Here is a 22,361-nt window from a genome sequence, read left to right as displayed (position 1 = left end):
CTCCCGGTCCGGGCTCACACCGGCCCTCTCCCGGTCCGGGCTCACACCGGCCCTCTCCCGGTCCGGGCTCACACCGGCCCTCTCCCGGTCCGGGGTCACGGCGGCCCTCTCCTGGTCCGGGGTCACGCCGGCACCTCGAGCCGCACGCGGAAGCCCTGGTCCGTCGGGTCCGCGTCGAGCGTCCCGCCCAGGAGCTCGGCGCGTTCGCGCATGCCGGTCAGGCCGTAGCCGGCGCCCGGGCTCGGGTTCGCGGCGAGCGGGCCGAAGTCCTCGACGGTCAGCCGCACGGCCGCCGGCAGGTACTCCAGGCGCACGGTCACCAGCGTGGGGGACGCGTGCCGGGCGGCGTTGGTCAGGGCCTCCTGCGCGACCCGGTACACCGCGAGCCGAGCCGGCGACTCCAGCTCCCGCTCGGCCCCGTCGGTCGTGAAATCGCAGCGAACGCCGTGGTCGTGGGCGAAGGACCGGGTCAGCTCGGACAGCGTCGGCAGCTCGTCGTCGCGCAGCAGGCCGATCGCGCGCCGGGCCTCGTCCAGCCCGGCCCGGCCGAGCTGCTGGGCACGCTCGAGCGCGGCCGGGAGCCGGGGGTCGTCGGGCGTGCGCGCGGCCAGCAGCCGCGCCCCCTCCAGCTGCAGCATCAGCCCCGACAGCGAGTGGGCGAGCAGGTCGTGCATCTCCCGGGCCAGGTGCTGACGCTCCGAGAGCCGCGCGGCCTCGGCCTGCGCCGCACGGCCGCGCTCGAGCTCCTCGACGAGCCGCTCCGCCTGCTCGTTGGCCTCGGCGAGGCGGATGGCGAAGACCAGCATGCCGTAGAACGCCCCGACCATCACCGCGTCGAGTAGCGCGCTCACGATCGAGTCGTCCCGCGCCGAGGAGATCACCACCGCGAGCAGAATCAGCGCGATCACGGTGATCGGGATCGAGACGTGCCCGCGCAGCAACGGGGCCAGGAACGACACCCCGACGAAGATCCCGGCCACGGCCGCGCCGTCCGGCTGCAGCCACGCCAGCGTCGCGGACGCGGCCAGCAGCACCGCCACGAACGGCACGTGCGCCCTCGGCGAGCGCAGCAGCGTCAGCACCCCGCCGGCGCCGGCGACGACGAACACGGCCAGGGCGAGCAGCACCCACAGCCCCGGCCCGCGCAGCCCCGGCCCCGGCTCCGACGTGCACGCCGACCACACGACCACGAGCATGATGAGCGGGGCCAGGGGCCGCAGCCAGCGCACGACGGCGTCCCGCTGCGCCCGGGCCGAGTCGAGCGTGGCCTGCGCCGGTGTGCTCATGGCGTCTATTGAATCCGCTCCCCCCGGCCGTCCACATCCATCCAGGGTTAGAGCTTGGGCCTCTACCCCTGCGCCGATGCGGTTGACGGCCGCCGATCGCGACGCTGAGCGGCATGACACGAACCCCGCGGCTGCTCACCGCCGCCTACCTGCTCCTGAGCCTGGCCACCCTCGGCGTCGCGTACGCGCTGCGGCACCACGCGAACCTGGTGAACGACGCCGTCTGGGTGCGGGGCACGATCGTCGTGCTCAGCGCCGCGGTGTGCAACGTCCTGGCGGCGCGCGGAGACGTACGCCGGCTGCGCATCATCGCGATCGTCATGATGGTCGCGATCACCGTCATCGTCTCGCTGCCGGGGATGTTCCCCGTCTGGCTGAAGCTCGAACAGGTGGTGTGCGGCCTGCTCCTGCTGGGCGTGGTCCTGACCCTGCCGCGCAAGGCGGGGCTGCGCCCGGGAAGCCGGACGTGACCGGCCCGGACCTGCTGGGCGTGGTCCTGACCCTGCCGCGCAAGGCGAGGCTGCGCCCCGGAAGCCGGACGTGACCGGCCCGGACCGGTGACCACGTCGTGCCCGCGCCCCGCAGCGCACGGGCCGGATCCCTGCACGGCCCGCACCGTGCACGGCCGGCACGGTGCACGGCCGGCACCGTGCACGGGTCCTGAGCTTCACCGCTACCCAGGCGCGCCCGCCGTGGTGCTGCCGGTGCCCGGTCTCGTCGCGGCCGCCGCTCTGCGCCGTTGCGCCGATCGGGTCCGGCCGTTTCGTCGAAGTGCCGTGCGCGCTCCACCGGCCCGCCGGCGGCATCGGGCTATGAGGCGGCCAGGCGGCGGAGGGCTCCTCGGACGGTTTCGGGCTTGGTGGTGTACCAGAACGGGGGTAGCGACCGGCGCAGGAACGGCCCATAGCTCGACGCGTGCTCCAGACGGGAGTCGAGCACCGCCACGACGCCCTTGTCCCCGCGCGACCGGATCAGCCGCCCGACGCCCTGGGCCAGGCGAACCGCGGCGATCGGCACGCTCACCGCGGCGAAGCCGGAGCCGCCCGCCGACTGCACCGCGTCGGAGCGCGCGGCCGAGAGCGGCTCGTCGGGCCGCGGGAACGGCAGCCGGTCGATGATCACCAGCTGGCAGGCGTCGCCGGGCACGTCCACGCCCTGCCACAGGGACATGACGCCGAGCAGGCAGCTGTTGCGGTCCTCGCGGAACTTCCGCACGAGGATCGGCAGCGACTCCTCGCCCTGCAGGAGGATCGTGATCCCCGGCGTGCGGGCCCGCAGCACCTCCGCGGCGCGCTCGGCCGCCTTGCGCGAGGAGAACAGGCCCAGGGCCCGGCCCCCGAGCGCCTGCACCAGCTCCACCATCTCGTTCGCGGCGGGCTCGGACAGGCCCGAGGTCTGCGGCTTCGGAAGGTGCGCCGCGACGTACAGAATGCCCTGCTTGGCATAGTCGAACGGCGATCCGACGTCCAGCGAGCTCCAGGCGAGCCCGGCCGTGTCCCGCGCCTCGTCGGCCCGCACGACCGTCTCGCGCGCCTCCTGGGCGGGGGTGGCCGCGGCCGGCGGGCGCTCGACGACGACGGGCAGGCCGAGGGAGCGGGCAACCGTCTCGAACTGGCCGCCGAGGGCGAGCGTGGCGGAGGTGGCGACGACGGTACGTTCGCTGAAAAGGTGACTGCTCAACGTCCCCGCGACCGACAGCGGCGCGATGACCACGGCCCGGCGGCTGCGCTCGTCGCGCTCGATCCAGATGACGTCGTGCTCGGCGTTGGCGATCATGCGCTGGGCGACCTTCACGAGATCGCCGATCATCGTCTTGGCCTGCTGCTTGCGCACCGGGTCGGCATCGTCGGCGCGCACCTCGCCGATCGCGTCGAGCGCCTTGCGCCCGCCCGCGTCGAGCAGCGTGAGCGCCTCCGCGACCACCGTCGGCAGCGCCCCCACGACCCGGCCCGCGGGCACCTCGGCGAGCGCGACGGTGAGCAGGTCGCCGGCCTCCATGAGCCGATCGGCGACGTCGTCGTCGACATAGGCCCGGCACCGCCGCGCGGCCCGCTCCAGCGTCTCCGGCGTGAGCTCGGCCTGCGAGGCGGAGCTCACGCGGTCGGCGAGCTCGTGGGCCTCGTCGACGACGAGCAGCTGGTGCGGCGGGATGATCTGGCGCCCCGTGAGCATGTCCACGGCGAGCAGGCTGTGGTTGGTGACCACGATGTCCGCCTCGCGCGCCCGGCTGCGGCTCGCCTCGGCGAAGCACTCCGCACCGTAAGGGCACCGCTGCGCCCCGACACACTCGCGCGCCGGCATCGACACCAGCTTCCAGGCCGCGTCGTCCACACCCGGGTCGAGCTCGTCGCGGTCCCCGGTCTCGGTCTCCATCGCCCACCCGCGCAGCCGCTCGATGTGCTTGCCGAGCCGGCCCGCCTCGCCGAGCCACTTCGTGGGCCGGGCCTCGCCGACGTCGAAGAGCGCATCCTCGGGCTCGTCGGCGGACGTGCCCTCCAGCCGCGCCAGGCAGACGTAGTGGTGGCGGCCCTTGAGCACCGCGTAGGTCGGCCGGCGCCCCAGCACCGGCTCGACCGCGTCCGCCAGACGCGGCAGATCGTGGTCGACGAGCTGCGACTGCAGGGCGAGCGTGGCCGTCGAGATCACCACGGGCCCGTCGACGAGCAGGGAGGGCACCAGGTAGGCCAGCGACTTGCCCGTGCCCGTGCCCGCCTGCACCAGCAGGTGCTCCTCCTTCTCCACCGCGGCCGTGATCGCCTTCGCCATGCTCTGCTGGCCCGGGCGCTCGGCACCGTCGGGCACCGCGCCGACGGCGGCGGCGAGCAGATCGATCACTTCCGGCTTGGGGCGGCGGGCTTGAGGGGTGGCTGTCACGGTCCGCAGGCTACCGCTTGTGTACGACAGAATTCGTCGGCGCACCCGGTCGGTACCGTGAGGGTCATGAAACGCATCCGGGTCGTCTACCGCAAGTACGACGGCTCGCTCCACTGGAACTACGAGACGCGGTACCTGGGCGAGGACGAGCACGGCGTGTGGCTCGGCGCCGACGCGACGACGCGGATCTACAAAGGAACCACGCTCAAGGGTCTCCCGGACGCGCCGCACGTGCTGCTCTTCCCGCGCCAGACCTGGTGGACGGCCTGCTTCAACGCCGAGCCCGCCCGCACCGAGATCTACTGCGACATCACGAGCGTGCCGCACTGGCCGACGCCCACCGAGGTGACCGCGATCGACCTGGATCTGGATGTACGCCGTCGGCGTAACGGCGACGTCAGCCTCTTGGACGAGGACGAGTTCGCGGTGCATCAGGTGCGCTACCAGTATCCGGCCGACGTCGTGACCTCGGCTTTGGCGTGCGCGGACTGGCTGATGGGGGCCGTGAGCGGGCGAGTGGAGCCCTTCGGGACGGCGTACCATCGGTGGCTGAACGAGGTCACGTAAACCGACCTCGGCACACACCCAGCGTGATAGTCGATGTGATCAACTTGGATGCGTGTGTTAGCGTAAGGGATAACGGAACGGCACGCACCCGCCTCGCTTGCACGTCCACGAGGGTGGCATCGATAGCCCGATCGAGTTGATTGCCGGCCTTTGGCGATGAGGTTCGACGAGCGCGACGAGTCCGCGCGGCCGCGACTCGGACCACGGCGGCGCGCCGCTCGGGCACGGACGTGGGGACGCTGTCGGGGAGTGCCCCGCCCGCAGGGCGCTCGGACGCGATGGCCCACGGCGAGCGCGGCCCGGGCACCGCGAGCCGATCCGAGGCGGCTACTCCGGGGCAGCCGCGGCCGGGCCGCGATAACGGTCCGCGTTCCGGGCTGGACCGCCGGTCGGGCGCGCGAGGCGGTCGGCGGTCGAGGGCGGTCAGTGAACGCGGTCGCGGCGGGAACGCCGGTCGGGCGCGCGAGGCGGTCGGCGGTCGCGGCGGGGTCGCCGGTCGGGCGGGCGAGGCGGGCTTGATGGTCGCGGTGGCCGGTGGGGTCGCGGCAAATCGCTGATCGGCCGCGTGAGGTGGTCGACGTTCGGCACGTGCGCGTCGGCACCCGCCGCCAGGAGACTGCCGAAGAATGCCATCCGGCTCGCCGAGCGACGCATCGCATCACTCCAGCCCAATCACGGGTCGGACCGACACGGTCACCTCAGCCGTGATTTTTCAGCGGTCCCCCAAGCGTCGGCGGCCGACCACACACCGCGCCGGCCCATCGCCAGTCACGCCGGGCCGCGGTCGGCAGCAGCGCCAGCGGCCCGGAAGTGGGAAGGCCGCGCCACAGCAGTCGAAGATTGGAGCAGTTCGCGCACGGGCGAAATGCGCGTTAAGTACCATTTTTCCCATGGACAACGCCCTGGCGACCGTCGCCGTTGGACTCGCCGGGCTGGCGACGTGTGGGGTGGTGGGCGCGATCGCCGCCTCCCGGGTTCGCCGCGGCCGGCCGTACCTCGCCAACGGGCTCTTCGTCGCGCTCGACGGGCCCGTCGACCCCGCGGCCACGGCCGCCCGCGCGGGCTTCGCCGGCGTCGAGGTCGGGGTGCGCATCGACCCGGACACGACCACCCCCACGCTGCGGCTCACCTGCGCGATGCCGCCCGGCGAGCCCGCGCCCACGTTCGAGCAGGCCGTGCTCACCCCGCTCGCGACCCGCGTCGCCGGCAATCCGCTCGGGCGGGTGCACGCGCGGCGGGCCGAGCCGTTCCTGCTCATGGTGCGCGCCGAACCCGAGCCGGACCCGGAGACCGGCGTGACCCGGGCCGACGGGCGCGAGTACGAGACGCTCGACCGGCTCCTGCGCCCGCACGCGGCGATCCTCACGCAGTTCCTGGGCGGGCGGGTGGTGCCCGGCGCGATCACCGTCGTGCTCACGGGGGCGTACTGGTCGCGGGCCGACCTGCTGGGGGCGTACGAGCGATATGCCTTCCTCGAAGGGCGCTTCAGCGACCTGGAGCCGGGCGGTCTGCCCGTCGGCGTGGCGCCGTTCGTCACCGAGTCGCTCGCGACCCGGCTCGGGTTCGACGCGCAGGAGGAGTGGCCCGAGTTCCCGGCGGAGGCGCGGCACATCCTGCGCTCGCTCGTGCGCGCGGCGCACGCGGACGGGCGGCGCGTGCGGTTCGCCGACGTGCCCGACGGGCCCCGGCCGGTGCGCAACGCGTTCTGGCGGGAGATGCGCGCGGCCGAGGTCGACGTGATCGCCAGCCGGCACCGGGGCGCGCTCGCCCGCTTCCTGCGCAAGCCGGTCCAGCGGACCTACAAGCACCGTGCGGCACCGGTCCGGTACGCCACGGCGCCAGAGGTGAACTCAAGGTAAACACAAGATGAACGCCCAGCGTGCGAGGGATCTCACTGCGACGACCAGGTGGCGTGCGCCTTAACATTCACGCTTCAGGGGTACGGGGTTTCCTTCGATGAGGTAACGAGGTCGACTGTGCGGTTCAGGCTGCGTCCTAGCGACGATTCGTTCTACGAGTTCTTCAGCCGCGCGGCGCAGAACCTCGTCAAGGGCACGGAGCTGCTCTCCGAGCTCGCACTGCCCGGGGCGGACGTGCAGTCGATCAGCGAGCGGCTCGTCGAGGTCGAGCACGACAGCGACGCGATCACGCACGAGCTGTACAAGAAGATCAACTCCAGCTTCATCACGCCCTTCGACCGCGAGGACATCTATCGCCTCGGATCGCTGCTCGACGACGTGATGGACCACCTGGAGGCGGTGGGCAGCCTGCTGTACCTGTACGGCCTCACCAAGCTCCCGTCGCTGCCCCGCGAGATCCACGAGATCGTGAAGGTGCTCGACCAGCAGTCCCGGCTCACCGCCGACGCCATGCCGCGCCTGAAGTCCATGAAGGACCTGGAGCCCTACTGGGTGGAGTGCAACCGCCTGGAGAACGACGGCGACAGCGCGTACCGCATGGCGCTCGTCCGCCTCTTCTCCGGCGAGTACGACGCGCTGACCGTGCTCAAGATGAAGGAGGTCGTCGACGAGCTGGAGGCGGCCTGCGACGCGTTCGAGCACGTGGCCAACACGGTCGAGACCATCGTGGTCAAGGAGTCGTAGCCATCAGCGCACAGCTCGTCGCGGTCCTCGCCGTCATCGTGGTGGCGCTGATCTTCGACTACACCAACGGCTTTCACGACGCCGCCAACGCCATCGCCACCTCGGTGTCGACGCGCGCGCTCACCCCGCGCGCCGGGCTGATCATGGCCGCGCTCGGCAACTTCATCGGCGCGCACCTGGGCGGCCACGTCGCCGCGACCGTCGGCGGCGGCATCATCGACCCGCCGACCGGCCTGAGCGGGCTGGGCATCGTCTTCGCCGGCGTCGTCGGCGCCATTGCCTGGAACCTCATCACGTGGTACTTCGGGCTGCCCTCCTCGTCCTCCCACGCGCTGTTCGGCGGCCTGGTGGGGGCCTCGATCTGCGCCGTGTGGTTCGGCCTCGACGCGAAGGTGCTCTGGTCCGGCATCGTGGACAAGGTCCTGGTGCCGATGGTCGCCTCGCCGGTGGTCGGCTTCCTGCTGGGCGGCCTGCTCATGATCGCCATCATGTGGACGTTCCGGCGCGCGAACCCCCGGGTGCTCGGCCGCGGCTTCCGCCGCGCGCAGACGGTCTCGGCGGCGGCGATGGCGGTCGGCCACGGCATGCAGGACGCCGCGAAGACGATGGGCATCATCGTGCTCGCCCTCTACACCGGCGGCTACCACGCCGACAAGAAGGACATCCCGGAGTGGGTGTTCCTGGCCTGCTCGACGGTGCTGGCCCTCGGCACCTACTCGGGCGGCTGGCGCATCATCCGCACCCTGGGCCGCAAGGTGATCGACCTCGACCCGCCGCAGGGCTTCGCGGCCGAGACGGTCGCGGCCGGCGTGCTGTTCACCACCTCGCAGCTGGGCCTGCCGATCTCGACCACGCACAGCATCACCTCGGCCATCATGGGCGTCGGCGCGACGAAGCGCCTGTCGGCGGTGCGCTGGCAGGTGGCCGGGAACATCGTGATCGCCTGGGTGCTGACGTTCCCGGCCGCCGGGGTCATCGCGATCGTGACCTACCTGCTGACCCACGCCCTGTTCTAGGCCGAGCCGTACCGCTGCCGGTCGCCGAGGCCCATCTCGCCGCGCAGGCCGTTCTCGGTGAACAGCAGCGGGTGCTCCGGGTCGATGCGGTCGGGCGTGGCCGGGTCGCCGTCGTCGTCGATCGGCAGCCCCACCGCCTGGCGCTCGAAGTTCGGCACCGCCGGTCCGCCCGGGTACTGGTGGTCGGGCCCGCTGCCCTGGTCGTACGCGGCGCCGTCGTCGGTGTCGTGCTCGTAGTCGTAGATGTGCGCCATCTCGTGGAACAGCGTCGTGACCGGGGTGCGGGCGTCGTAGGCCGGGTTGTACGTGATGACCGGCACGCCGTCGTCGTAGCTCGCGTGGCCGTTGAGCTCGTCGAGCGGCTCGATGTACAACCGCTGCCCGGAGGCCCGCAGGTCGGCGAGCATCGCCCGGCCCGCGGGCGAGGCGGTGAGCAGGTCGAGGTCGGCGTGCACCCGGGCCTGGTACTGCGCGTCGCCGCCCACCGTGATGAACCCGGTCAGGTCGTCGTCCCCGGTCGCGGTCATCCGCTCGACCCCGGCGGCGGAGTCCTCGCCCTGCCCGTGGAGCGTGTCGGCGCCGGCCCCGCCGGTGACCGCGTCGCGCCCGGCGCCGGAGTAGAGCACGTCGTCGCCGGCGCCGCCGTCGAGCCGGTCGTCGCCGCGGCCGCCGGAGAGCACGTCGGCGTCGGCGTCCCCGGCGACCAGGTCGTCACCGGCGCCGCCGTCGGCGAAGTCGGCGCCCTCGCCGCCGCGCAGCGCGTCGGAGCCGTCGCCGCCGTAGAGCGTGTCGTCGCCGCGGCCGCCGTCGAGCCGGTCGTCGCCGGCGCCGCCGTCGAGGTAGTCGCGGTGGTCGCCGCCGTCGAGCAGGTCGAAGCCGTCCCCGCCGAGGAGCCGGTCGTCGTCCCCGCCGCCGGCCAGGACGTCGTCGCCGGCGCCGCCGTCGAGCCGGTCGGCGCCCTCGCCGCCGAAGAGCAGGTCGGCCCCGGCCCCGCCGCCGGCGGTGTCGGCGCCCTGGCTGCCCCACAGCCGGTCGTCGCCGTCGCCGAGGTCGGCGCGTTCGGTGGCGCCCTTCGGCGGCGTCTGGGCCGCGGCCACCATGGCGCCGAGGCTGACCCGGTCGGCGCCCGCCCCGCCGCTGACCGTGTCCACGCCCATCCCGGCGATGAGCACGTCGTCGCCGGCCCCGCCGCCGATCCGGTCGTCGCCGTCGCCGCCGAGCACGGTCACGCCGGCGGTGCCGCCGACCGTGACGGTGTCGTCGCCGTCGCCGGTGCGCAGCACGAGCCGGGCGCCGGGCGGGATGGCGAGCCGCCGGCCGTTGACGGTCACCTGGCCGTCCTCGACGACGACGTGGTCCGCGCCGCCGGTGGCCTGCACCACGAAGAGGTCGCCGAGCAGGTGCGCGTCGACCCCGGCGGCGGCCGGCGGCGGGGTCCAGGCCGTGAACGTCCGGCCGATGACGGGGGCCCAGACCGCGGCGAGCACCTCCCAGCGGGCCCGCGCCCCGGCGAGTGCCGAGCGCTGGGCGGCCAGCCCCTGCTCGAGGTCGGCCCGGATCTCGCCGGCCTCGGCGATCGCGGCGCGGACGGTCTCGGCCTGGGCCGCGTCGGCCGGCGTGAACGTGACGCTTCCGCCGCCGCGCCGGTGTGGCACCGCGGCGGCGCGCGCGAACGCGTCGGCGAGCTGGTTCTGCCCGCCGCGCAGCAGGGCCGCCGCGCCGTCCAGCGCCGTGGCGGTGTCCGTGAGGACGTTGTCGAGGTCGTTCAGGCAGTCGCTGTACTGCCGCCAATGCCCGCGGAATCCGTCGGCGGCCTCGCCCTCCCAGTCGCCGCCGACGACCCGTGCCGCGGCGCCGCCGAGCCTGTCCTGGGCGGCGCGCACGTCGGCGCCGACCGCCCGCCAGGCCGCCGCGGCCCGCCCGAGCAGCTCGGGCCGCGCGGCCAGCTCCCAGATGTCGTCCACCGTGACGGTGGACGACGCAACCGTCTGCACCATGAAGATCCCCCGTGTGTCGTTGCGTCAGAGCGGCGCTCGCCGCGCGTTGCCCACGGTCTGGGCGGCCTGCCGGTCGGCGGCCAGATACGCGAAGGCCGTCTGCAGCAGCGCGTCGGCGTCCTCCTCGAGGATGTCGACGTGTGCCGAGACGGCCTTCTGGGCCTGGGCGCCGATCGCGGCGGCGGTGCCGGCCAGCGCCGCCGACGCCCGGGTGTCCCCGAAGGCGTCGGCGGGCAGGGTCAGCTCACCCAGCCCGGTGCGGTAGTGCTCGCCGAGCGTGTCGGCCGCGGCCAGGCAGGCGGCGGCGAGCGTCATCAATGCGTCCGGGTCGGCCCGGAGCTCCTGAGCCATACGCCGCACCGTAGCGAGGGCGGGACGTTGCGTCCGCCCCGTTCAGTCCTCAGCTTGAATAGTCAAGTCCGACAAGTCCGGAAATTTCCGCCAGCAGCCGCAGGATGTCCAGCGTCTCGTCGAGCGGGATCAGGGGACTCTCGAGCAGCCCCTCGCGCAGGCAGCGCTGCACCTCGGCCGCCTCGAACTGGTAGCCCTTGCCCTCGTACGGCAGGTCGAACTCCTCCGTCTCCCCCTGGCGCCAGAGGGTGAACCCGTGCGGGTGGAAGAAGTCCCGCCGGACGTCGATGCGCCCGAGGGTGCCCGTGACGGTGCCGGTCCGGGCGGTGTCCCCGAGCAGCGAGCAGGTCAGGGCGGCGATGGCGCCGGAGTCGTACCCCAGCAGCATTCCCGTGTTCTCGTCCACGCCCCCGTCGCTCATCCGGGCCCAGGCCCGCACCGCGGCCGGGACGCCCAGGAACAGGTGCGCGAACGTCACGGGGTATATCCCGACGTCGTACAGCGCTCCCCCGCCCAGCTTCCGGTCGCGCAGCCGCGAGGTCTCCGGGAACGGGCCCTGCATGCCGAAGTCGGCGTGGACCGAGACCGGGTCGCCGATCGCCCCGTCGCGCACGAGCTCGGCCATCCTGCGGATCGCCGGGATGCAGCGCATCCACATGGCCTCCATGAGGAAGACCCCGGACTCGCGCGCGGTCGCCACCATCTCCTCGGACTCGGCGACGGCGAGCGTGAACGGCTTCTCGCACAGCACCGCCTTGCCGGCCCGCAGCGCCAGCATCGAGGCCTCGTAGTGCGCGCTGTGCGGCGTGGCGACGTAGATCGCGTCCACCCCGGGGTCCTCGACGAGCGCCTGCCACGAGCCGTGGGCCCGGGCGGCGCCGTGCACGGACGCGAAGCGCTCGGCGGACTCGGCGGTGCGGGACCCCACCGCGGCCAGCTCCGCATCCGGCAGCAGCCGGAGGTCCTCGGCGAACGTGGCGGCGATGGAGCCGGTCGACAGGATGCCCCAACGGATGCGATCACTCATGGCCGTAGCTTAGGTGGGTATGTACTGAGGTTATGAACGACGGGAACAACCACCGCGACGCGAGCGGCCCGGATGCCGCGCACACCCGCCCCGACGGCGTCTGCGACCGCACGGTCGAGGCGCTCGGCAAGCTCAGCGAGGCCCTCGAGACCGTGGAGCGGGCCCGGGGCCGCCTCTACGACCTGCACCAGCTCATCGGGCACGCCGACCTGATGCTCGACGACGCCGTGGAGCTGCTGCGCGCGGCGGGGCACGGGGAGCTGGCCGACCGGGTGCGGCAGGAGCTCGTCGGGCGCAACGTGATCGCCGGGCGGTGGACGTTCCAGCTGGTGGAGGACTTCGACGACGGGTACTACGCGCTGTTCAAGGACCTCGACCGGCAGGCCCGGGAGCAGCTGGTCGGGGGGCGCCGGCACCTGTTCGAGGCGGAGATGAAGGAGCAGCGCCGCACCCACGGCCGCCCCGGCCACGAAGCCAGGCCTTAACGTAGGTTCATGGTCGAGTTCAAGCTTCCGCCCCGGATGGCCGAGATGGCCCGCGAGTTCGCCGCGTCGGGCCGCCAGGCGCCCGAGCCGCGCCTGGCCAGCACCGTCGTGCTGCTGCGGGAGCCGTTCGAGGCCTACCTGCTGCGCCGGGTGGCGACGATGGCGTTCGCGGCCTCGATGTACGTCTTTCCGGGCGGCGGCGTCGACCCGCGCGACGCGGCCGTGCTGCCGGACTGGGCCGGGCCGAGCCCGGCGCAGTGGGCGGCGCGCCTGCGGCTGGAGGAGTCGGTGGCCCGCTCGGTGGTCTGCGCGGCCGTGCGCGAGGTGTTCGAGGAGTCCGGCGTGCTGCTGGCCGGCGCCGACGCGGACACCGTGGTCGGCGACGTGAGCGGGCCGGACTGGGAGGAGGCGCGGCTGGCGCTGATCGCCCGGGAGCTGGGCTTCGCGGAGTTCCTCAGCCGCAACGGGCTCGTCCTGCGCAGCGACCTGCTGGCCCCGTGGTCGCGCTGGGTCACGCCGGAGTTCGAGCCGCGGCGCTTCGACACGTACTTCTTCCTCGCCCTGCTGCCCGAGGGCCAGGTGACCCGGGACGTGGGCGGCGAGGCCGACGCCACCGTGTGGTGCTCGCCGGCCGAGGCGGCCGACGGCCGCTACACGATGCTGCCGCCGACCCGTCACACCCTGCTGGAGCTGGCCGAGTTCTCGGCGGCGGGCGGCATCGCGGCGGCGCTGGCGGCGGCGCCGGACCGGGACCCGGCCGACGCCATCCGCCCTACCCCGTGAGGGGACCCGACCTGCGGCCTAGCCGAAGCGGCCGGTGATGTAGTCCTCGGTCTTCTTCACCGAGGGGTTGGTGAAGATCTTCGCCGTGTCGTCGTACTCGATGAGCCGGCCCGGCTCCCCGGTCTTGTCGATCGAGAAGAAGCCGGTGCGGTCCGAGACGCGGGCCGCCTGCTGCATGTTGTGCGTGACGATGACGATCGTGAACTGGTTCTTCAGCTCGGTGATCAGGTCCTCGATCGCGAGCGTGGAGATCGGGTCGAGGGCCGAGCAGGGCTCGTCCATCAGCACGACCTGCGGCTCGACCGCGATGGTGCGGGCGATGCAGAGCCGCTGCTGCTGACCGCCGGAGAGGCCGGCGCCGGGGCGGCCGAGCCGGTCCTTGACCTCGTTCCAGAGGTTGGCGCTGCGCAGCGCCTTCTCCGCGACCTCCTCCAGCACCGACTTCTTGCGCACGCCGTTGAGGCGCAGGCCGGCGACGACGTTCTCGAAGATCGACATCGTCGGGAAGGGGTTCGGCCGCTGGAAGACCATGCCGATCATGCGGCGCACGGCCGTGACGTCGACGTCGCGGTCGTAGATGTTCTGCCCGTCGATCAGGAGCTGGCCCTCGATCCGCGCGTTGGGCAGGACCTCGTGCATGCGGTTGATCGACCGCAGGAACGTGGACTTGCCGCAACCCGACGGGCCGATCAGGGCGGTGACCGACTTGGGCTCGATCGTCATCGACACGGAGTCGATCGCCTTGAACGATCCGTAGTACGAGGTGACGCCGTGGGCTTCGATCCGCTTTGCCATGTTGGCGCTCCAGTGATTATCGGGCGAGCTTGTTTCGGCGGGCGAGCAGCTTCGCCGCGACGGTGAGGACCAGCACGAGAACGACCAGGGTGAGCGCCGCCGTCCAGGCCCGTCCCGGAGCGAACTCCGAGGCGACGCCGGCCTGCTGGTAGACGAACAGCGACAGGGAGGACTGGTTGCCGTCGAACAGGTTGAAGTTGATGGCGGAGGCGCCGCCGGCCACGAGCAGGACCGGAGCGGTCTCACCACAGGCCCGGGCCACGGCCAGCATGACACCGGTGACGATGCCGGGGCCGGCGGTGGGCAGCACGATGCTGAGGATCGTCTTCCACTTCGGCACGCCGAGGGCGTAGGAGCCCTCGCGGAGCGCCGTCGGCACGAGCCGCAGCATCTCCTCGCTGGAGCGCACGACGGTCGGCAGCATGAGCACGCTCAGCGAGAGGCCGGCGGCGAAGCCCGAGTAGTGGGCGAAGCCGTCGGAGCTGTAGAGCGGCGTGATCGTGAAGACCCAGAACGACAGGATGAACAGACCCGCCACGATCGACGGGATACCGGTCATGACGTCGACGAAGAAGCGGATCACGTTGGCGAGGAAGCCGCGGCCGTATTCGACGATGTAGATCGCGCCCAGGATGCCCAGCGGCACGGTGATGAGCGTGGCGATGCCCGCCTGCTCGATCGTGCCGATGATGGCGTGGTACGCGCCGCCGTTGGAGTCGAACGGGCCGATGTTGTTCATCGACGTGTTGAAGAAGTTGCCGTCCAGGCGTTCGCTGCCCTTGGTGAGCAGGGTCCACACGACGGAGACCAGCGGCAGCAGGGCGAGGATGAACGCGCCGTAGATGAGCACGGTCGCCATGCGGTTGCGCGCCGACCGGCCGCCCTCGACGATGCCCGCCGCGACCCCCATGAGGATCACGAACAGCGCCGCCGCGACCACGCCGGTGAGGACCATGCCGCCGGCGCCGGTGAGGTTGATCAGGACGTAGGACAGCACGATCGCCGCCGCCGCGACCGCCCAGGGTGACCACGTGGGCAGGGTCTTGGCCTTCAGCTGGGACGCGTCCTGCACGCCCAGGCTGCGAACGGGGGTCTCGACGGCCATTACGCGGAGCCTCCCACGAACTCACGGCGCCGGTACACGATCGCGCGGGCGGCCATGTTGACGACGAGCGTGATGGCGAACAGCACGAGGCCGGAGGCGATGAGCGCGCTGCGGCCGAACTCGTTGGCCTCGCCGAACCGGCTGGCGATGTTGGAGGCGATGGTGACGCCGCCGGGGCCGAGCAGGTCGAAGTTCACGGCGAAGACGCTGCCGAGGGTCAGGGCCAGCGCGATCGTCTCGCCCAGCGCGCGGCCGAGGCCGAGCATGACGGAGGCGATGATCCCGGCGCGGCCGTAGGGCAGGACCGCGGTGCGGATCATCTCCCACTTGGTCGAGCCGAGCGCGAGCGCCGCCTCCTGGTTCTCCGGCGGGGTCTGCAGGAACACCTCGCGGGACAGTGAGGTGACGATCGGCAGGATCATGATGCCCAGCACGACCGAGCCCAGCAGGACCGACTTGCCGTAGGGGCCGTTGCTGCCGAAGATCGGGATCCAGCCGGCCACGTCGTGCAGCCACTTGCTGAAGTTGGCGATGGGCTCGTAGAAGTAGTCACGACCCCACAGACCGAACACGACGCTCGGGACCGCCGCGAGCAGGTCGATGATGAAGCTCAGGGTGGTGGCGACCCGCCGGTGGGCGTAGTGCGACAGGCACAGCGCGATGCCCAGGGCCACCGGGACGGCCAGGAGCAGCGCGATGACGGCGGTCAGCACGGTGCCGAAGGCGGTTGCCGCGACACCGAACTTCGGCTGGTCGCCGTCGGTGAACCATTCCTTGTAGGTGAGGAAGTTCTCGGTGTCCTTGCTGATGGCCGGGATCGCCTTGACGAGCAGGAAGATGGCGATGGCCGCGATGATGACGAGCACCATCGAGCCGGCGGCCGTCGCGGTTCCGCGGAAGAGCATGTCTCCGCTGAACCGCTTGCGCGGCGGAAGACCGCCACCCCCGCCGGACGAACCGGCGGAGGTGGCGGGCAGAGTCGTCTGGCTCAACGATGCTTCCTGTCAGGCCAGGTTCTTGACGGAGGACTCGACCTTCGCGCGAACCGTCTCGGGCAGCGGGGCGTAGCCCAGCTTGTCGAGCTGCGCCTGGCCGTCCTTGCTGGAGGTGAAGCCGAGGAAGCCCTGGAGCAGCTTCAGCTTGTCGGCCGCGTTGCCCTTGCTGCAGACGATCTCGTAGGTCACCAGGACGATCGGGTAGGCCCCGGCCTCCTTGGTGGAGTAGTCGATCGTCATCGCGAGGTCGTCGCCGGTGCCGGTGATCTTGGCGCCCGCGATGGTCTTGCCCGCCGCCTCGCCGGTCAGCGCGGTGTACTCACCGGCGCCGTTGAAGACCTTGGCGGTCGACAGGGTGTTGGTCTTGGCGAACGACCACTCGACGTAGCCGATGGCGCCCGCGGTCTTCTTGATCGCGCCGGCGACACCGTCGGACTTCTGCTCGCCCGAGCCGCCCGGAGCCTTCCAGACCTTGTCCTTGCCGAAGGTCCAGACGCTCGGCGCGGTCGCGGTCAGGTAGTTGGTGAAGTTCTCCGTGGTGCCGGAGGAGTCACCGCGGTGGACGGCGAGGATCGCGGTCGACGGGAGCGTGGCGCTCGGGTTGTCGGCCTTGATGGCGGCGTCGTCCCAGGTCTTGATGGTGCCCGCGAAGATCTTCGCGATGGTCTCCGGCTTGAGCTGGAGGTCCTTGACACCGTCGAGGTTGTAGGCGACCGCGATCGGGCCGGTCACCATCGGCAGGTTGAGCGCCGGGGCGCCGCCGCAGCGGGCCGCCGCCTTGGTCTGCTCGTCGCCGGCCTTGAGCGAGGAGTCGGAGCCGGCGAAGTCGGCCGTGCCGCCCTGGAACGCCGTGATGCCCGCGCCCGAGGCGGTCGCCTGGTAGTTGACCTGGGCGCCGGAGCACTTCTGCTGGTAGGCCTTCGCCCACTCGGCCATGGCGTTGCCCTGGGCGCTGGAGCCCTGTGCAGTAAGGGTGCCACTCGCGCACGAGACGGAGCTGCCGGTGTCGGCGCCACCGGAGGCCCCACCCGTCGCCGAGCTCGAGGGTTCGTCGTTGTCCGAGCCGCACGCGGCGAGCGCGAGCGTCGCGGTGAGCGCGATGCCGGCGATGAGGCCGTGCCGCTTGAAGTTCACTGCGGTCCCTTCGTCGGGGATGTAACCGTCTTCCGGTTGCCTGGGGAGGTAGTCGGAAGGCCGACGCGGGTCGTCGACTGGAAGCGACGCTAAGAGGGGCAGGGAAACACGCCTCTGGAGAAGGGTGAACGCGGGGTGAACAGGTCACTCTCCGCAGATGACGGCTGGTCGGAGGCGAGTTGGCCATTGGGTGAACTGCCCAGCGGTGATGCCTGGTGTCCGCTTTTATCCCGTGATCACCGTTACACGGCGTGTGCGGGCACCGGGCCGGGTGCGTTCACAGGGCGCGCTGGAAGGACACGTCGTTCGACCAGCGGACGAAGCCGAGCCGCTGGTAGAGCGCGACGGCGCGGGTGTTGCTCTCGTCCACGTAGAGCATGACCTGGGCGAGTCCCCGATTGCGCAGGTGCCAGAGCCCGGCCAGGGTCAGCGCCCGGCCGAGGCCGCCGCCGTGCGCGCCGGGGGCCACGCCGAGAACGTACACCTCACCGATCGGCTCGTGCGCATGCGGCTCACCCTCCTCGTGGGGGTGGGTGTGCTGCTCGCCGTGGACCTTGGTCCAGTGGAAGCCGAGCAGCGCGCCGTCGGACTCGCGCTCGGCCAGCAGGAAGCCGGCCGCGGAGAACCAGGGCTCGCGGAGCCGGACGTGCAGGTCCTCCAGGGTCCACTTGCCCTGCTCGGGGTGCTCGGCGAACGCGGCCGCGTTCACGGCGAGCCAGGCCTCGTCGTCCCGGCCGGGTTCGAAGGCTCGCAGCCGTACGCCCTGGGGAAGGACGACCTCGTCCAGCGGCGCGAAGAGCGAGCGCCGCAGCTGTAGCAGCACCCGGACCCGGTCGAAGCCCAGGCGGATGGCCAGCGCCGACGCCGACGGGTGGTCCCCGTGCGCCCACAGCCGCAGCCGGCCGCCGGCGCGCTCGTCGGCGACCTGCATCGCCGCGGTGACCAGCGCGCGCCCGAGCCCGTGCCGGCGGTGCAGCGGGTGCACGACGAGCTCCGCCGACGCGCCCTCGACCTCGTCGGTCGTGTCGACGTGGGCGTAGCCGACGACGGTCTCCGCGTCATCGAGAGCCAGCAGGTGTACCGCGGGCGCCTCACCCCCGTGCCGCAGGTGCAGCACCACGTGCTCGGACAGCGGTAGCGCGCCGTCGGTGTCGCCGGCCGCCCGCATGAGGGCGAGCACCTGCTCCACCTGGTCCGGGGCCAATCGGTCGGCGCGGCGCACCGGAGTCGAAGCGGTCATTCGATCAATCTAGCCGGAGGATCTTCAGACCCGGACCGGCTCCGAGTCGTGCAGCGGGCGCGACGGCGGGACGACGAACTTGTATCCGACCTGCCGCACGGTGCCGATCATCGACTCGTACTCCGAGCCGAGCTTGGCCCGCAGCCGCCGGACGTGCACGTCCACGGTGCGGGTGCCGCCGAAGTAGTCGTAGCCCCAGACCTCGCGCAGCAGCTGGTCGCGGGTGAACACCCGCCCCGGGTGCTGGGCCAGGAACTTCAGCAGCTCGAACTCCTTGTAGGTGAGGTCGAGCGGGCGGCCCTTGAGCTTGGCGGCGTAGGTGTCGGGGTCGATCGTCAGCTCGCCGGCCTTGATCATGCCGCCGCTGGCCGCCGCGGCAGAGTTGAGCCGCCCGACCGCCAGGCGCAGGCGGGCCTCGATCTCGGCCGGGCCGGCGGTGGCGAGGATGACGTCGTCGAGGCCCCAGTCGGCGTGCAGCGCGACCAGGCCGGCCTCGGTGACCACGGCGAGCAGGGGCACGCCCAACCCGGTGGCGTGCAGCATGCGGCAGGTGGCGCGGGCGTCGGCGAGCTCGGTGCGGGCATCGACCACGACGGCGTCGGGGCTGGGGCCGCTCACGAGCGTGCGGACGTCACGAGGGGCGGTGCGCACCGTGTGGGGCAGCAGGTCGAGGCCCGGCAGGACCACCTGCCCAGCGGGCGCCGCGGTCAGCAGCAGAATCTCCACGAGTCACCTCCGTGGCCGCGCGCACACCTCTCGTCGGGGCGCTGTGGCGCCCCTTGAGCAGGGCGGCGGCTCGCTAGCGTCCCGGCCACGCTGACGGGAGGTTGTGGGTGTGTCCCGCACGAGAATATCGGAGTATTCACGTTTTGCGACCGGTCGAAACGCAGTTCGGGACAGTTGGCTGAGCCACACCCCACCGTTTCTGTCTACATGGTATGGCGGTTTACCCCCTCGACGCGGCCACGTGCTCCCCGCCGAGCCCGGATCCCGTCCTTTCTGGCACGATCGGTGCGTGCCCGCATCCCCGCCGCCCGCCGAGGACTTCGGCGCCTGGCCACAGGCCACCGAGCCGGCCGCCCGTCGCCGCCGCCGCGATGCGGGCCCGAACGGGCGCGGCGGTGACGGACACCACCCGGAGAGTGACCCCCACCAGGGGGACGAGGAGTCCCCGTCCGAGGAACGGCAGGAGCGGCAGGCGCCCCTGCCGCCGGTGCGCCGCTGGGTCTCCCTGGGCGTGGCGGGCTTCGCGGCCCTGGTCGCCATCGCGCTCATCGTGGGCGCGCAGACCCGGCACGAGTCCTACGCCGTGGTGGTCTTCGGCGTCCAGGCGCTCTTCGTCGCCGTCTGGACCATGGCGAGCCGCCCGCCGGCCCCGCGGGTGGTGGGCACCGTGGGCATCGCGGTGGCGCTGGGGACCGACGCGGCCGCGGTCTTCACCCGGCCGGCGTCGCTGGCCCCGCTCGCCTACGTCACCGCGGCCGGCTTCATCATCGGCGTCGTCGGCCAGCTCACCCGCCCGGCCGGGCGCCAGCGGGTGACCGAGTCGCTCGGCTCGTCGCTGGTCGTGACCATGGGCGTCGTCTCCTTCGCGAGCCTGGTGGTGCTCGGTCGCAGCCCGAAGGGCACCCAGGCGATCGTGGCCTGCCTCGCGGCCGCGGGCATCGCGCTGTTCATCGCCCGCTTCGCCGACTCGATCGCCGCGCTGCCGCGCATCGCGCCCCAGGTGCCCCGCGGCGGCGCCGGGGTCGTGCTCGGCACGATGGTCGGCACGGCCGCGGCCGGCGCGATCGGCAACTACCTCGACGGGCTCAGCCCGCTGCCCAGCGCCCTGGCCGGGCTGGCGACCGCGATCGTGGCGGTGATGGTGGACCTGTCGGTCGGCTACGCCGAGGCCAGCCGCATCATCGACGGCGACGAACCGGCGCTGTGGCTCGCCCGGCACATCCAGGGCCCGATCGGCGCCATCGCCTTCGCCGCGCCGGCGGCATATGTGGCAAGCGTCCTGCTGCTGCTGTAGGCACACCCCGGCCGGTCGGTCGCGGATTCGCGCCATTCCCCGCGCGCCCCGTGTCATCTGTTGCGGCGGTACGAAATCCTCGTGCTTGGGTACGAGCGGGTGCAACCACGGTCGGAGGGAGTGTCAGTGGCGAGGCGAGGGGCCAAGATCGGCATCGTGCTGGTCGTGCTGGCGATCATTCTGGTCGGGGTGTTCGTCGTGGTGGACCGGATCGCGGCCGGGGCGGCCGAGGACCGGATCACGCAGGAGACCAAGGCGCAGCTGGCCGCGAAGGACGTGAAGTACGAGGGCGAGCCCAAGGTGGACATCACCGGGTGGCCGTTCCTCACGCAGGTGCTCGCCGGGGAGTACAAGAAGATCACCATCTCCCTCACGAAACCGCAGCTGAACAACGTCAAGCTCGACACCCTTACGGTCGAGGCGCGCTCGGTGAAGGCCGACGCGCGGGACCTCATGAACGGCAAGGGCGACGTGGTGGCCGGGGTGGTGGCCGGCGACGCGTCGATGAGCTGGGACAACGTGCGGCCGCTGCTGGAGGTCGCCGGGCTGCCGTCCTCGATCGACCCCTCGAACGTCGATCTCAAGGTGGTCAACAACAAGATCGAGTTGCGGGTGCCGCTGTCCTTCCAGGGGATCAAGGTCACGCTGATCGGGCTGGGCTCGATGGTCGTGGAGACCGGCAAGATCGTGCTCCGGCTGGAGTCGGTCACGACCGACAAGGGCAACCTGCCGCCGCAGGTGAACTCGCTGATCAAGCAGTACCAGAACCGGCTGCAGATCACCGTCAAGCTGCCCGGCCTGCCCTACAACCTGGTGATCAACTCGGTGCGGACGACCGACGCCGGACTGCTGGTCACGGCCTCGGCCGCGGACGTCAAGCTTACGGGGCAGTGACGCGGCGGACCCTGGGCGGGCACGCTCGGCGATGCTAGGCTGCCGGACTATGAGCATGCTGCTCACGAAGCGGCGCGCGGTCGACCTGTGCCGCGTGGCCACCTGCCTGTGTTGCCGCCCCTAGTGGTGCGGCCCTGCAGCGTGCTCTTCTAACGGCTCGAGGCAGCGGCGCCCCAGACCGATGGGTCTGGCCCGCGAGCGCTTCTCCGCAGGCATCTGAGACTGACCCATCGCCGAAACCGTGATCCGTCCCCCTCGGGTCGCGCGCGGCTGCATGCCCGTGTGCCGACTCGAACCCACCACTCGTTCCTGGGAGAGGCAACACCCATGAGTCGCGAATCCGCCCTGGTCACGGCCGACTGGGCCGAGCAGAACATCGAGACCCCCGGCGTCGTGTTCGTCGAGGTCGACGAGGACACCACCGCCTACGACGGCGGTCACATCCCGGGCGCCGTCCGGATCAACTGGAAGACCGAGCTGCAGGACCAGGTCCGCCGGGACTTCGTCAACAAGGAGCAGTTCGAGGCCCTGCTGTCCAGCAAGGGCATCGGCAACGACGACCAGGTCGTGCTCTACGGCGGCAACAACAACTGGTTCGCCGCCTACGCGTACTGGTACTTCAAGCTCTACGGCCACGGCGACGTCAAGCTGCTCGACGGCGGCCGCAAGAAGTGGGAGCTCGACGCCCGCCCGCTGAACAAGGAAGAGGTCAACCGCCCGGCCACGAACTACGTCGCCGCGCACGACCAGGACCTGTCGATCCGCGCGTTCCGCGACGACGCCGTCAAGGCGATCGGCGTGGCCAACCTGGTCGACGTGCGCTCGCCCGACGAGTACGCCGGCCGCCTCCTCGCCCCGGCGCACCTCCCGCAGGAGCAGGCGCAGCGCCCGGGCCACATCCCGACCGCGATCTCGGTGCCGTGGAGCAAGGCCGCGAACGAGGACGGCACCTTCAAGTCCGACGCCGAGCTGGCCGAGATCTACGGCGCGGCGGGCCTGGACAACAGCAAGCCGACCGTGGCGTACTGCCGCATCGGCGAGCGCTCCTCGCACACCTGGTTCGTGCTCAAGGAGATCCTCGGCCACTCCGACGTGCGCAACTACGACGGTTCGTGGACCGAGTACGGCTCGCTGGTCGGCGTGCCGGTGGCGCTGGGCGACGAGCCCGGCCAGGCCTGAGAGGGGAAAC

Annotated in this window: 22 protein-coding genes; 11 read left to right on the top strand and 11 right to left on the bottom strand. The window is 72.0% G+C overall.

Going from position 1 to position 22,361, the window contains the following annotated elements; translation table 11 throughout:
• Nucleotides 1-122: 122 nt before the first annotated feature.
• Complete coding sequence (locus tag ACQP1P_RS03180) at nucleotides 123-1,286, bottom strand: sensor histidine kinase (RefSeq protein ID WP_433082920.1); 1,164 nt, start codon at nucleotides 1,284-1,286, stop codon at nucleotides 123-125.
• Between the two features lie 113 nt (nucleotides 1,287-1,399).
• Between ACQP1P_RS03180 and ACQP1P_RS03175 the strand changes: the two genes are divergently transcribed.
• Nucleotides 1,400-1,756, top strand: a complete 357-nt coding sequence (locus ACQP1P_RS03175; protein ID WP_433082918.1) for a hypothetical protein — start codon at nucleotides 1,400-1,402, stop codon at nucleotides 1,754-1,756.
• 340 nt (nucleotides 1,757-2,096) lie between these two features.
• Here ACQP1P_RS03175 and ACQP1P_RS03170 read toward each other — a convergent pair whose 3' ends face one another.
• The gene (locus tag ACQP1P_RS03170) at nucleotides 2,097-4,052 is read right to left on the bottom strand and encodes an ATP-dependent DNA helicase (protein ID WP_433089807.1); all 1,956 of its coding nucleotides are present in this window, start codon (nucleotides 4,050-4,052) and stop codon (nucleotides 2,097-2,099) included.
• Between the two features lie 174 nt (nucleotides 4,053-4,226).
• Between ACQP1P_RS03170 and ACQP1P_RS03165 the strand changes: the two genes are divergently transcribed.
• The 4 genes from ACQP1P_RS03165 to ACQP1P_RS03150 all read left to right on the top strand — a co-directional run bounded on the left by ACQP1P_RS03165 (nucleotide 4,227) and on the right by ACQP1P_RS03150 (nucleotide 8,346).
• The gene (locus tag ACQP1P_RS03165; RefSeq protein WP_433082916.1) at nucleotides 4,227-4,727 is read left to right on the top strand and encodes a DUF402 domain-containing protein; all 501 of its coding nucleotides are present in this window, start codon (nucleotides 4,227-4,229) and stop codon (nucleotides 4,725-4,727) included.
• 890 nt (nucleotides 4,728-5,617) lie between these two features.
• Nucleotides 5,618-6,586, top strand: coding sequence for a hypothetical protein (locus tag ACQP1P_RS03160; RefSeq protein WP_433082914.1), 969 nt, complete (start codon nucleotides 5,618-5,620; stop codon nucleotides 6,584-6,586).
• A gap of 117 nt (nucleotides 6,587-6,703) precedes the next feature.
• Complete coding sequence (locus ACQP1P_RS03155) at nucleotides 6,704-7,330, top strand: DUF47 domain-containing protein (protein WP_350612287.1); 627 nt, start codon at nucleotides 6,704-6,706, stop codon at nucleotides 7,328-7,330.
• A gap of 2 nt (nucleotides 7,331-7,332) precedes the next feature.
• Nucleotides 7,333-8,346 (top strand): anion permease, encoded by a 1,014-nt coding sequence (locus ACQP1P_RS03150; protein WP_433089805.1) that lies wholly within the window; start codon nucleotides 7,333-7,335, stop codon nucleotides 8,344-8,346.
• On the opposite strand, the gene ACQP1P_RS03145 is transcribed toward ACQP1P_RS03150, so the two are convergent.
• Genes ACQP1P_RS03145 through ACQP1P_RS03135 form a run of 3 tightly spaced genes read right to left on the bottom strand, consistent with a single transcriptional unit; the run spans nucleotide 8,343 to nucleotide 11,721 of the window.
• Nucleotides 8,343-10,343, bottom strand: coding sequence for a M91 family zinc metallopeptidase (locus tag ACQP1P_RS03145; protein WP_433082912.1), 2,001 nt, complete (start codon nucleotides 10,341-10,343; stop codon nucleotides 8,343-8,345). The two genes, ACQP1P_RS03150 and ACQP1P_RS03145, sit on opposite strands and share 4 nt — an antisense overlap.
• Nucleotides 10,344-10,367: 24 nt before the next feature.
• Nucleotides 10,368-10,694, bottom strand: a complete 327-nt coding sequence (locus tag ACQP1P_RS03140) for a hypothetical protein (RefSeq protein ID WP_433082910.1) — start codon at nucleotides 10,692-10,694, stop codon at nucleotides 10,368-10,370.
• A 49-nt stretch (nucleotides 10,695-10,743) separates the two neighbouring features.
• Entirely contained in the window at nucleotides 10,744-11,721 is a 978-nt protein-coding gene (locus ACQP1P_RS03135; protein ID WP_433082908.1) for a Gfo/Idh/MocA family protein, read from the bottom strand.
• 32 nt (nucleotides 11,722-11,753) lie between these two features.
• Between ACQP1P_RS03135 and ACQP1P_RS03130 the strand changes: the two genes are divergently transcribed.
• A complete protein-coding gene (locus tag ACQP1P_RS03130) occupies nucleotides 11,754-12,206 on the top strand; it encodes a hypothetical protein (RefSeq protein WP_433082906.1) in 453 nt (150 codons plus the stop codon).
• Between the two features lie 9 nt (nucleotides 12,207-12,215).
• Complete coding sequence (locus tag ACQP1P_RS03125; protein WP_433082904.1) at nucleotides 12,216-12,989, top strand: NUDIX hydrolase; 774 nt, start codon at nucleotides 12,216-12,218, stop codon at nucleotides 12,987-12,989.
• 18 nt (nucleotides 12,990-13,007) lie between these two features.
• Here ACQP1P_RS03125 and pstB read toward each other — a convergent pair whose 3' ends face one another.
• The 6 genes from pstB to ACQP1P_RS03095 form a co-directional block, all read right to left on the bottom strand.
• Nucleotides 13,008-13,784, bottom strand: coding sequence for a phosphate ABC transporter ATP-binding protein PstB (gene pstB, locus ACQP1P_RS03120; RefSeq protein WP_350612292.1), 777 nt, complete (start codon nucleotides 13,782-13,784; stop codon nucleotides 13,008-13,010).
• A 16-nt stretch (nucleotides 13,785-13,800) separates the two neighbouring features.
• Nucleotides 13,801-14,889, bottom strand: coding sequence for a phosphate ABC transporter permease PstA (gene pstA, locus ACQP1P_RS03115; RefSeq protein ID WP_433082901.1), 1,089 nt, complete (start codon nucleotides 14,887-14,889; stop codon nucleotides 13,801-13,803).
• Complete coding sequence (pstC, locus tag ACQP1P_RS03110) at nucleotides 14,889-15,881, bottom strand: phosphate ABC transporter permease subunit PstC (RefSeq protein ID WP_433082899.1); 993 nt, start codon at nucleotides 15,879-15,881, stop codon at nucleotides 14,889-14,891. The genes pstA and pstC overlap by 1 nt, the downstream gene beginning before the upstream one ends.
• 12 nt (nucleotides 15,882-15,893) lie before the next feature.
• On the bottom strand, nucleotides 15,894-17,018 hold the full coding sequence (gene pstS, locus ACQP1P_RS03105) for a phosphate ABC transporter substrate-binding protein PstS (protein WP_433082897.1): 1,125 nt from the start codon (nucleotides 17,016-17,018) through the stop codon (nucleotides 15,894-15,896).
• A 277-nt stretch (nucleotides 17,019-17,295) separates the two neighbouring features.
• A complete protein-coding gene (gene mshD, locus ACQP1P_RS03100) occupies nucleotides 17,296-18,258 on the bottom strand; it encodes a mycothiol synthase (protein WP_433082895.1) in 963 nt (320 codons plus the stop codon).
• A gap of 24 nt (nucleotides 18,259-18,282) precedes the next feature.
• On the bottom strand, nucleotides 18,283-18,984 hold the full coding sequence (locus tag ACQP1P_RS03095; RefSeq protein WP_433082893.1) for a winged helix-turn-helix transcriptional regulator: 702 nt from the start codon (nucleotides 18,982-18,984) through the stop codon (nucleotides 18,283-18,285).
• A 289-nt stretch (nucleotides 18,985-19,273) separates the two neighbouring features.
• Between ACQP1P_RS03095 and ACQP1P_RS03090 the strand changes: the two genes are divergently transcribed.
• From ACQP1P_RS03090 to ACQP1P_RS03075, 4 genes are all read left to right on the top strand, one after another.
• The gene (locus tag ACQP1P_RS03090) at nucleotides 19,274-20,278 is read left to right on the top strand and encodes a hypothetical protein (RefSeq protein ID WP_433082892.1); all 1,005 of its coding nucleotides are present in this window, start codon (nucleotides 19,274-19,276) and stop codon (nucleotides 20,276-20,278) included.
• 126 nt (nucleotides 20,279-20,404) lie between these two features.
• Nucleotides 20,405-21,172, top strand: coding sequence for an LmeA family phospholipid-binding protein (locus ACQP1P_RS03085; protein WP_433082890.1), 768 nt, complete (start codon nucleotides 20,405-20,407; stop codon nucleotides 21,170-21,172).
• 31 nt (nucleotides 21,173-21,203) lie between these two features.
• Nucleotides 21,204-21,296 (top strand): Ms5788A family Cys-rich leader peptide, encoded by a 93-nt coding sequence (locus tag ACQP1P_RS03080; RefSeq protein WP_390891029.1) that lies wholly within the window; start codon nucleotides 21,204-21,206, stop codon nucleotides 21,294-21,296.
• 203 nt (nucleotides 21,297-21,499) lie between these two features.
• A complete protein-coding gene (locus ACQP1P_RS03075; protein WP_433082888.1) occupies nucleotides 21,500-22,351 on the top strand; it encodes a sulfurtransferase in 852 nt (283 codons plus the stop codon).
• Nucleotides 22,352-22,361: the final 10 nt, after the last annotated feature.

Origin of the sequence: Dactylosporangium sp. CA-052675 (assembly GCF_050947935.1) — a bacterium.
In the GTDB taxonomy this organism is placed as follows: domain Bacteria; phylum Actinomycetota; class Actinomycetes; order Mycobacteriales; family Micromonosporaceae; genus Dactylosporangium.
This window is presented reverse-complemented; position numbering and strand designations above follow the sequence as displayed.

Coding starts and splice junctions, on each gene's coding strand:
- ACQP1P_RS03180 (WP_433082920.1), bottom strand. CDS start 1,286: ATGAGCACACCGGCGCAGGCCACGCTCGACTCGGCCCGGGCGCAGCGG.
- ACQP1P_RS03175 (WP_433082918.1), top strand. CDS start 1,400: ATGACACGAACCCCGCGGCTGCTCACCGCCGCCTACCTGCTCCTGAGC.
- ACQP1P_RS03170 (WP_433089807.1), bottom strand. CDS start 4,052: ATGGCGAAGGCGATCACGGCCGCGGTGGAGAAGGAGGAGCACCTGCTG.
- ACQP1P_RS03165 (WP_433082916.1), top strand. CDS start 4,227: ATGAAACGCATCCGGGTCGTCTACCGCAAGTACGACGGCTCGCTCCAC.
- ACQP1P_RS03160 (WP_433082914.1), top strand. CDS start 5,618: ATGGACAACGCCCTGGCGACCGTCGCCGTTGGACTCGCCGGGCTGGCG.
- ACQP1P_RS03145 (WP_433082912.1), bottom strand. CDS start 10,343: ATGGTGCAGACGGTTGCGTCGTCCACCGTCACGGTGGACGACATCTGG.
- ACQP1P_RS03140 (WP_433082910.1), bottom strand. CDS start 10,694: ATGGCTCAGGAGCTCCGGGCCGACCCGGACGCATTGATGACGCTCGCC.
- ACQP1P_RS03135 (WP_433082908.1), bottom strand. CDS start 11,721: ATGAGTGATCGCATCCGTTGGGGCATCCTGTCGACCGGCTCCATCGCC.
- ACQP1P_RS03130 (WP_433082906.1), top strand. CDS start 11,754: ATGAACGACGGGAACAACCACCGCGACGCGAGCGGCCCGGATGCCGCG.
- ACQP1P_RS03125 (WP_433082904.1), top strand. CDS start 12,216: ATGGTCGAGTTCAAGCTTCCGCCCCGGATGGCCGAGATGGCCCGCGAG.
- pstB (WP_350612292.1), bottom strand. CDS start 13,784: ATGGCAAAGCGGATCGAAGCCCACGGCGTCACCTCGTACTACGGATCG.
- pstA (WP_433082901.1), bottom strand. CDS start 14,889: ATGGCCGTCGAGACCCCCGTTCGCAGCCTGGGCGTGCAGGACGCGTCC.
- mshD (WP_433082895.1), bottom strand. CDS start 18,258: ATGACCGCTTCGACTCCGGTGCGCCGCGCCGACCGATTGGCCCCGGAC.
- ACQP1P_RS03080 (WP_390891029.1), top strand. CDS start 21,204: ATGCTAGGCTGCCGGACTATGAGCATGCTGCTCACGAAGCGGCGCGCG.
- ACQP1P_RS03075 (WP_433082888.1), top strand. CDS start 21,500: ATGAGTCGCGAATCCGCCCTGGTCACGGCCGACTGGGCCGAGCAGAAC.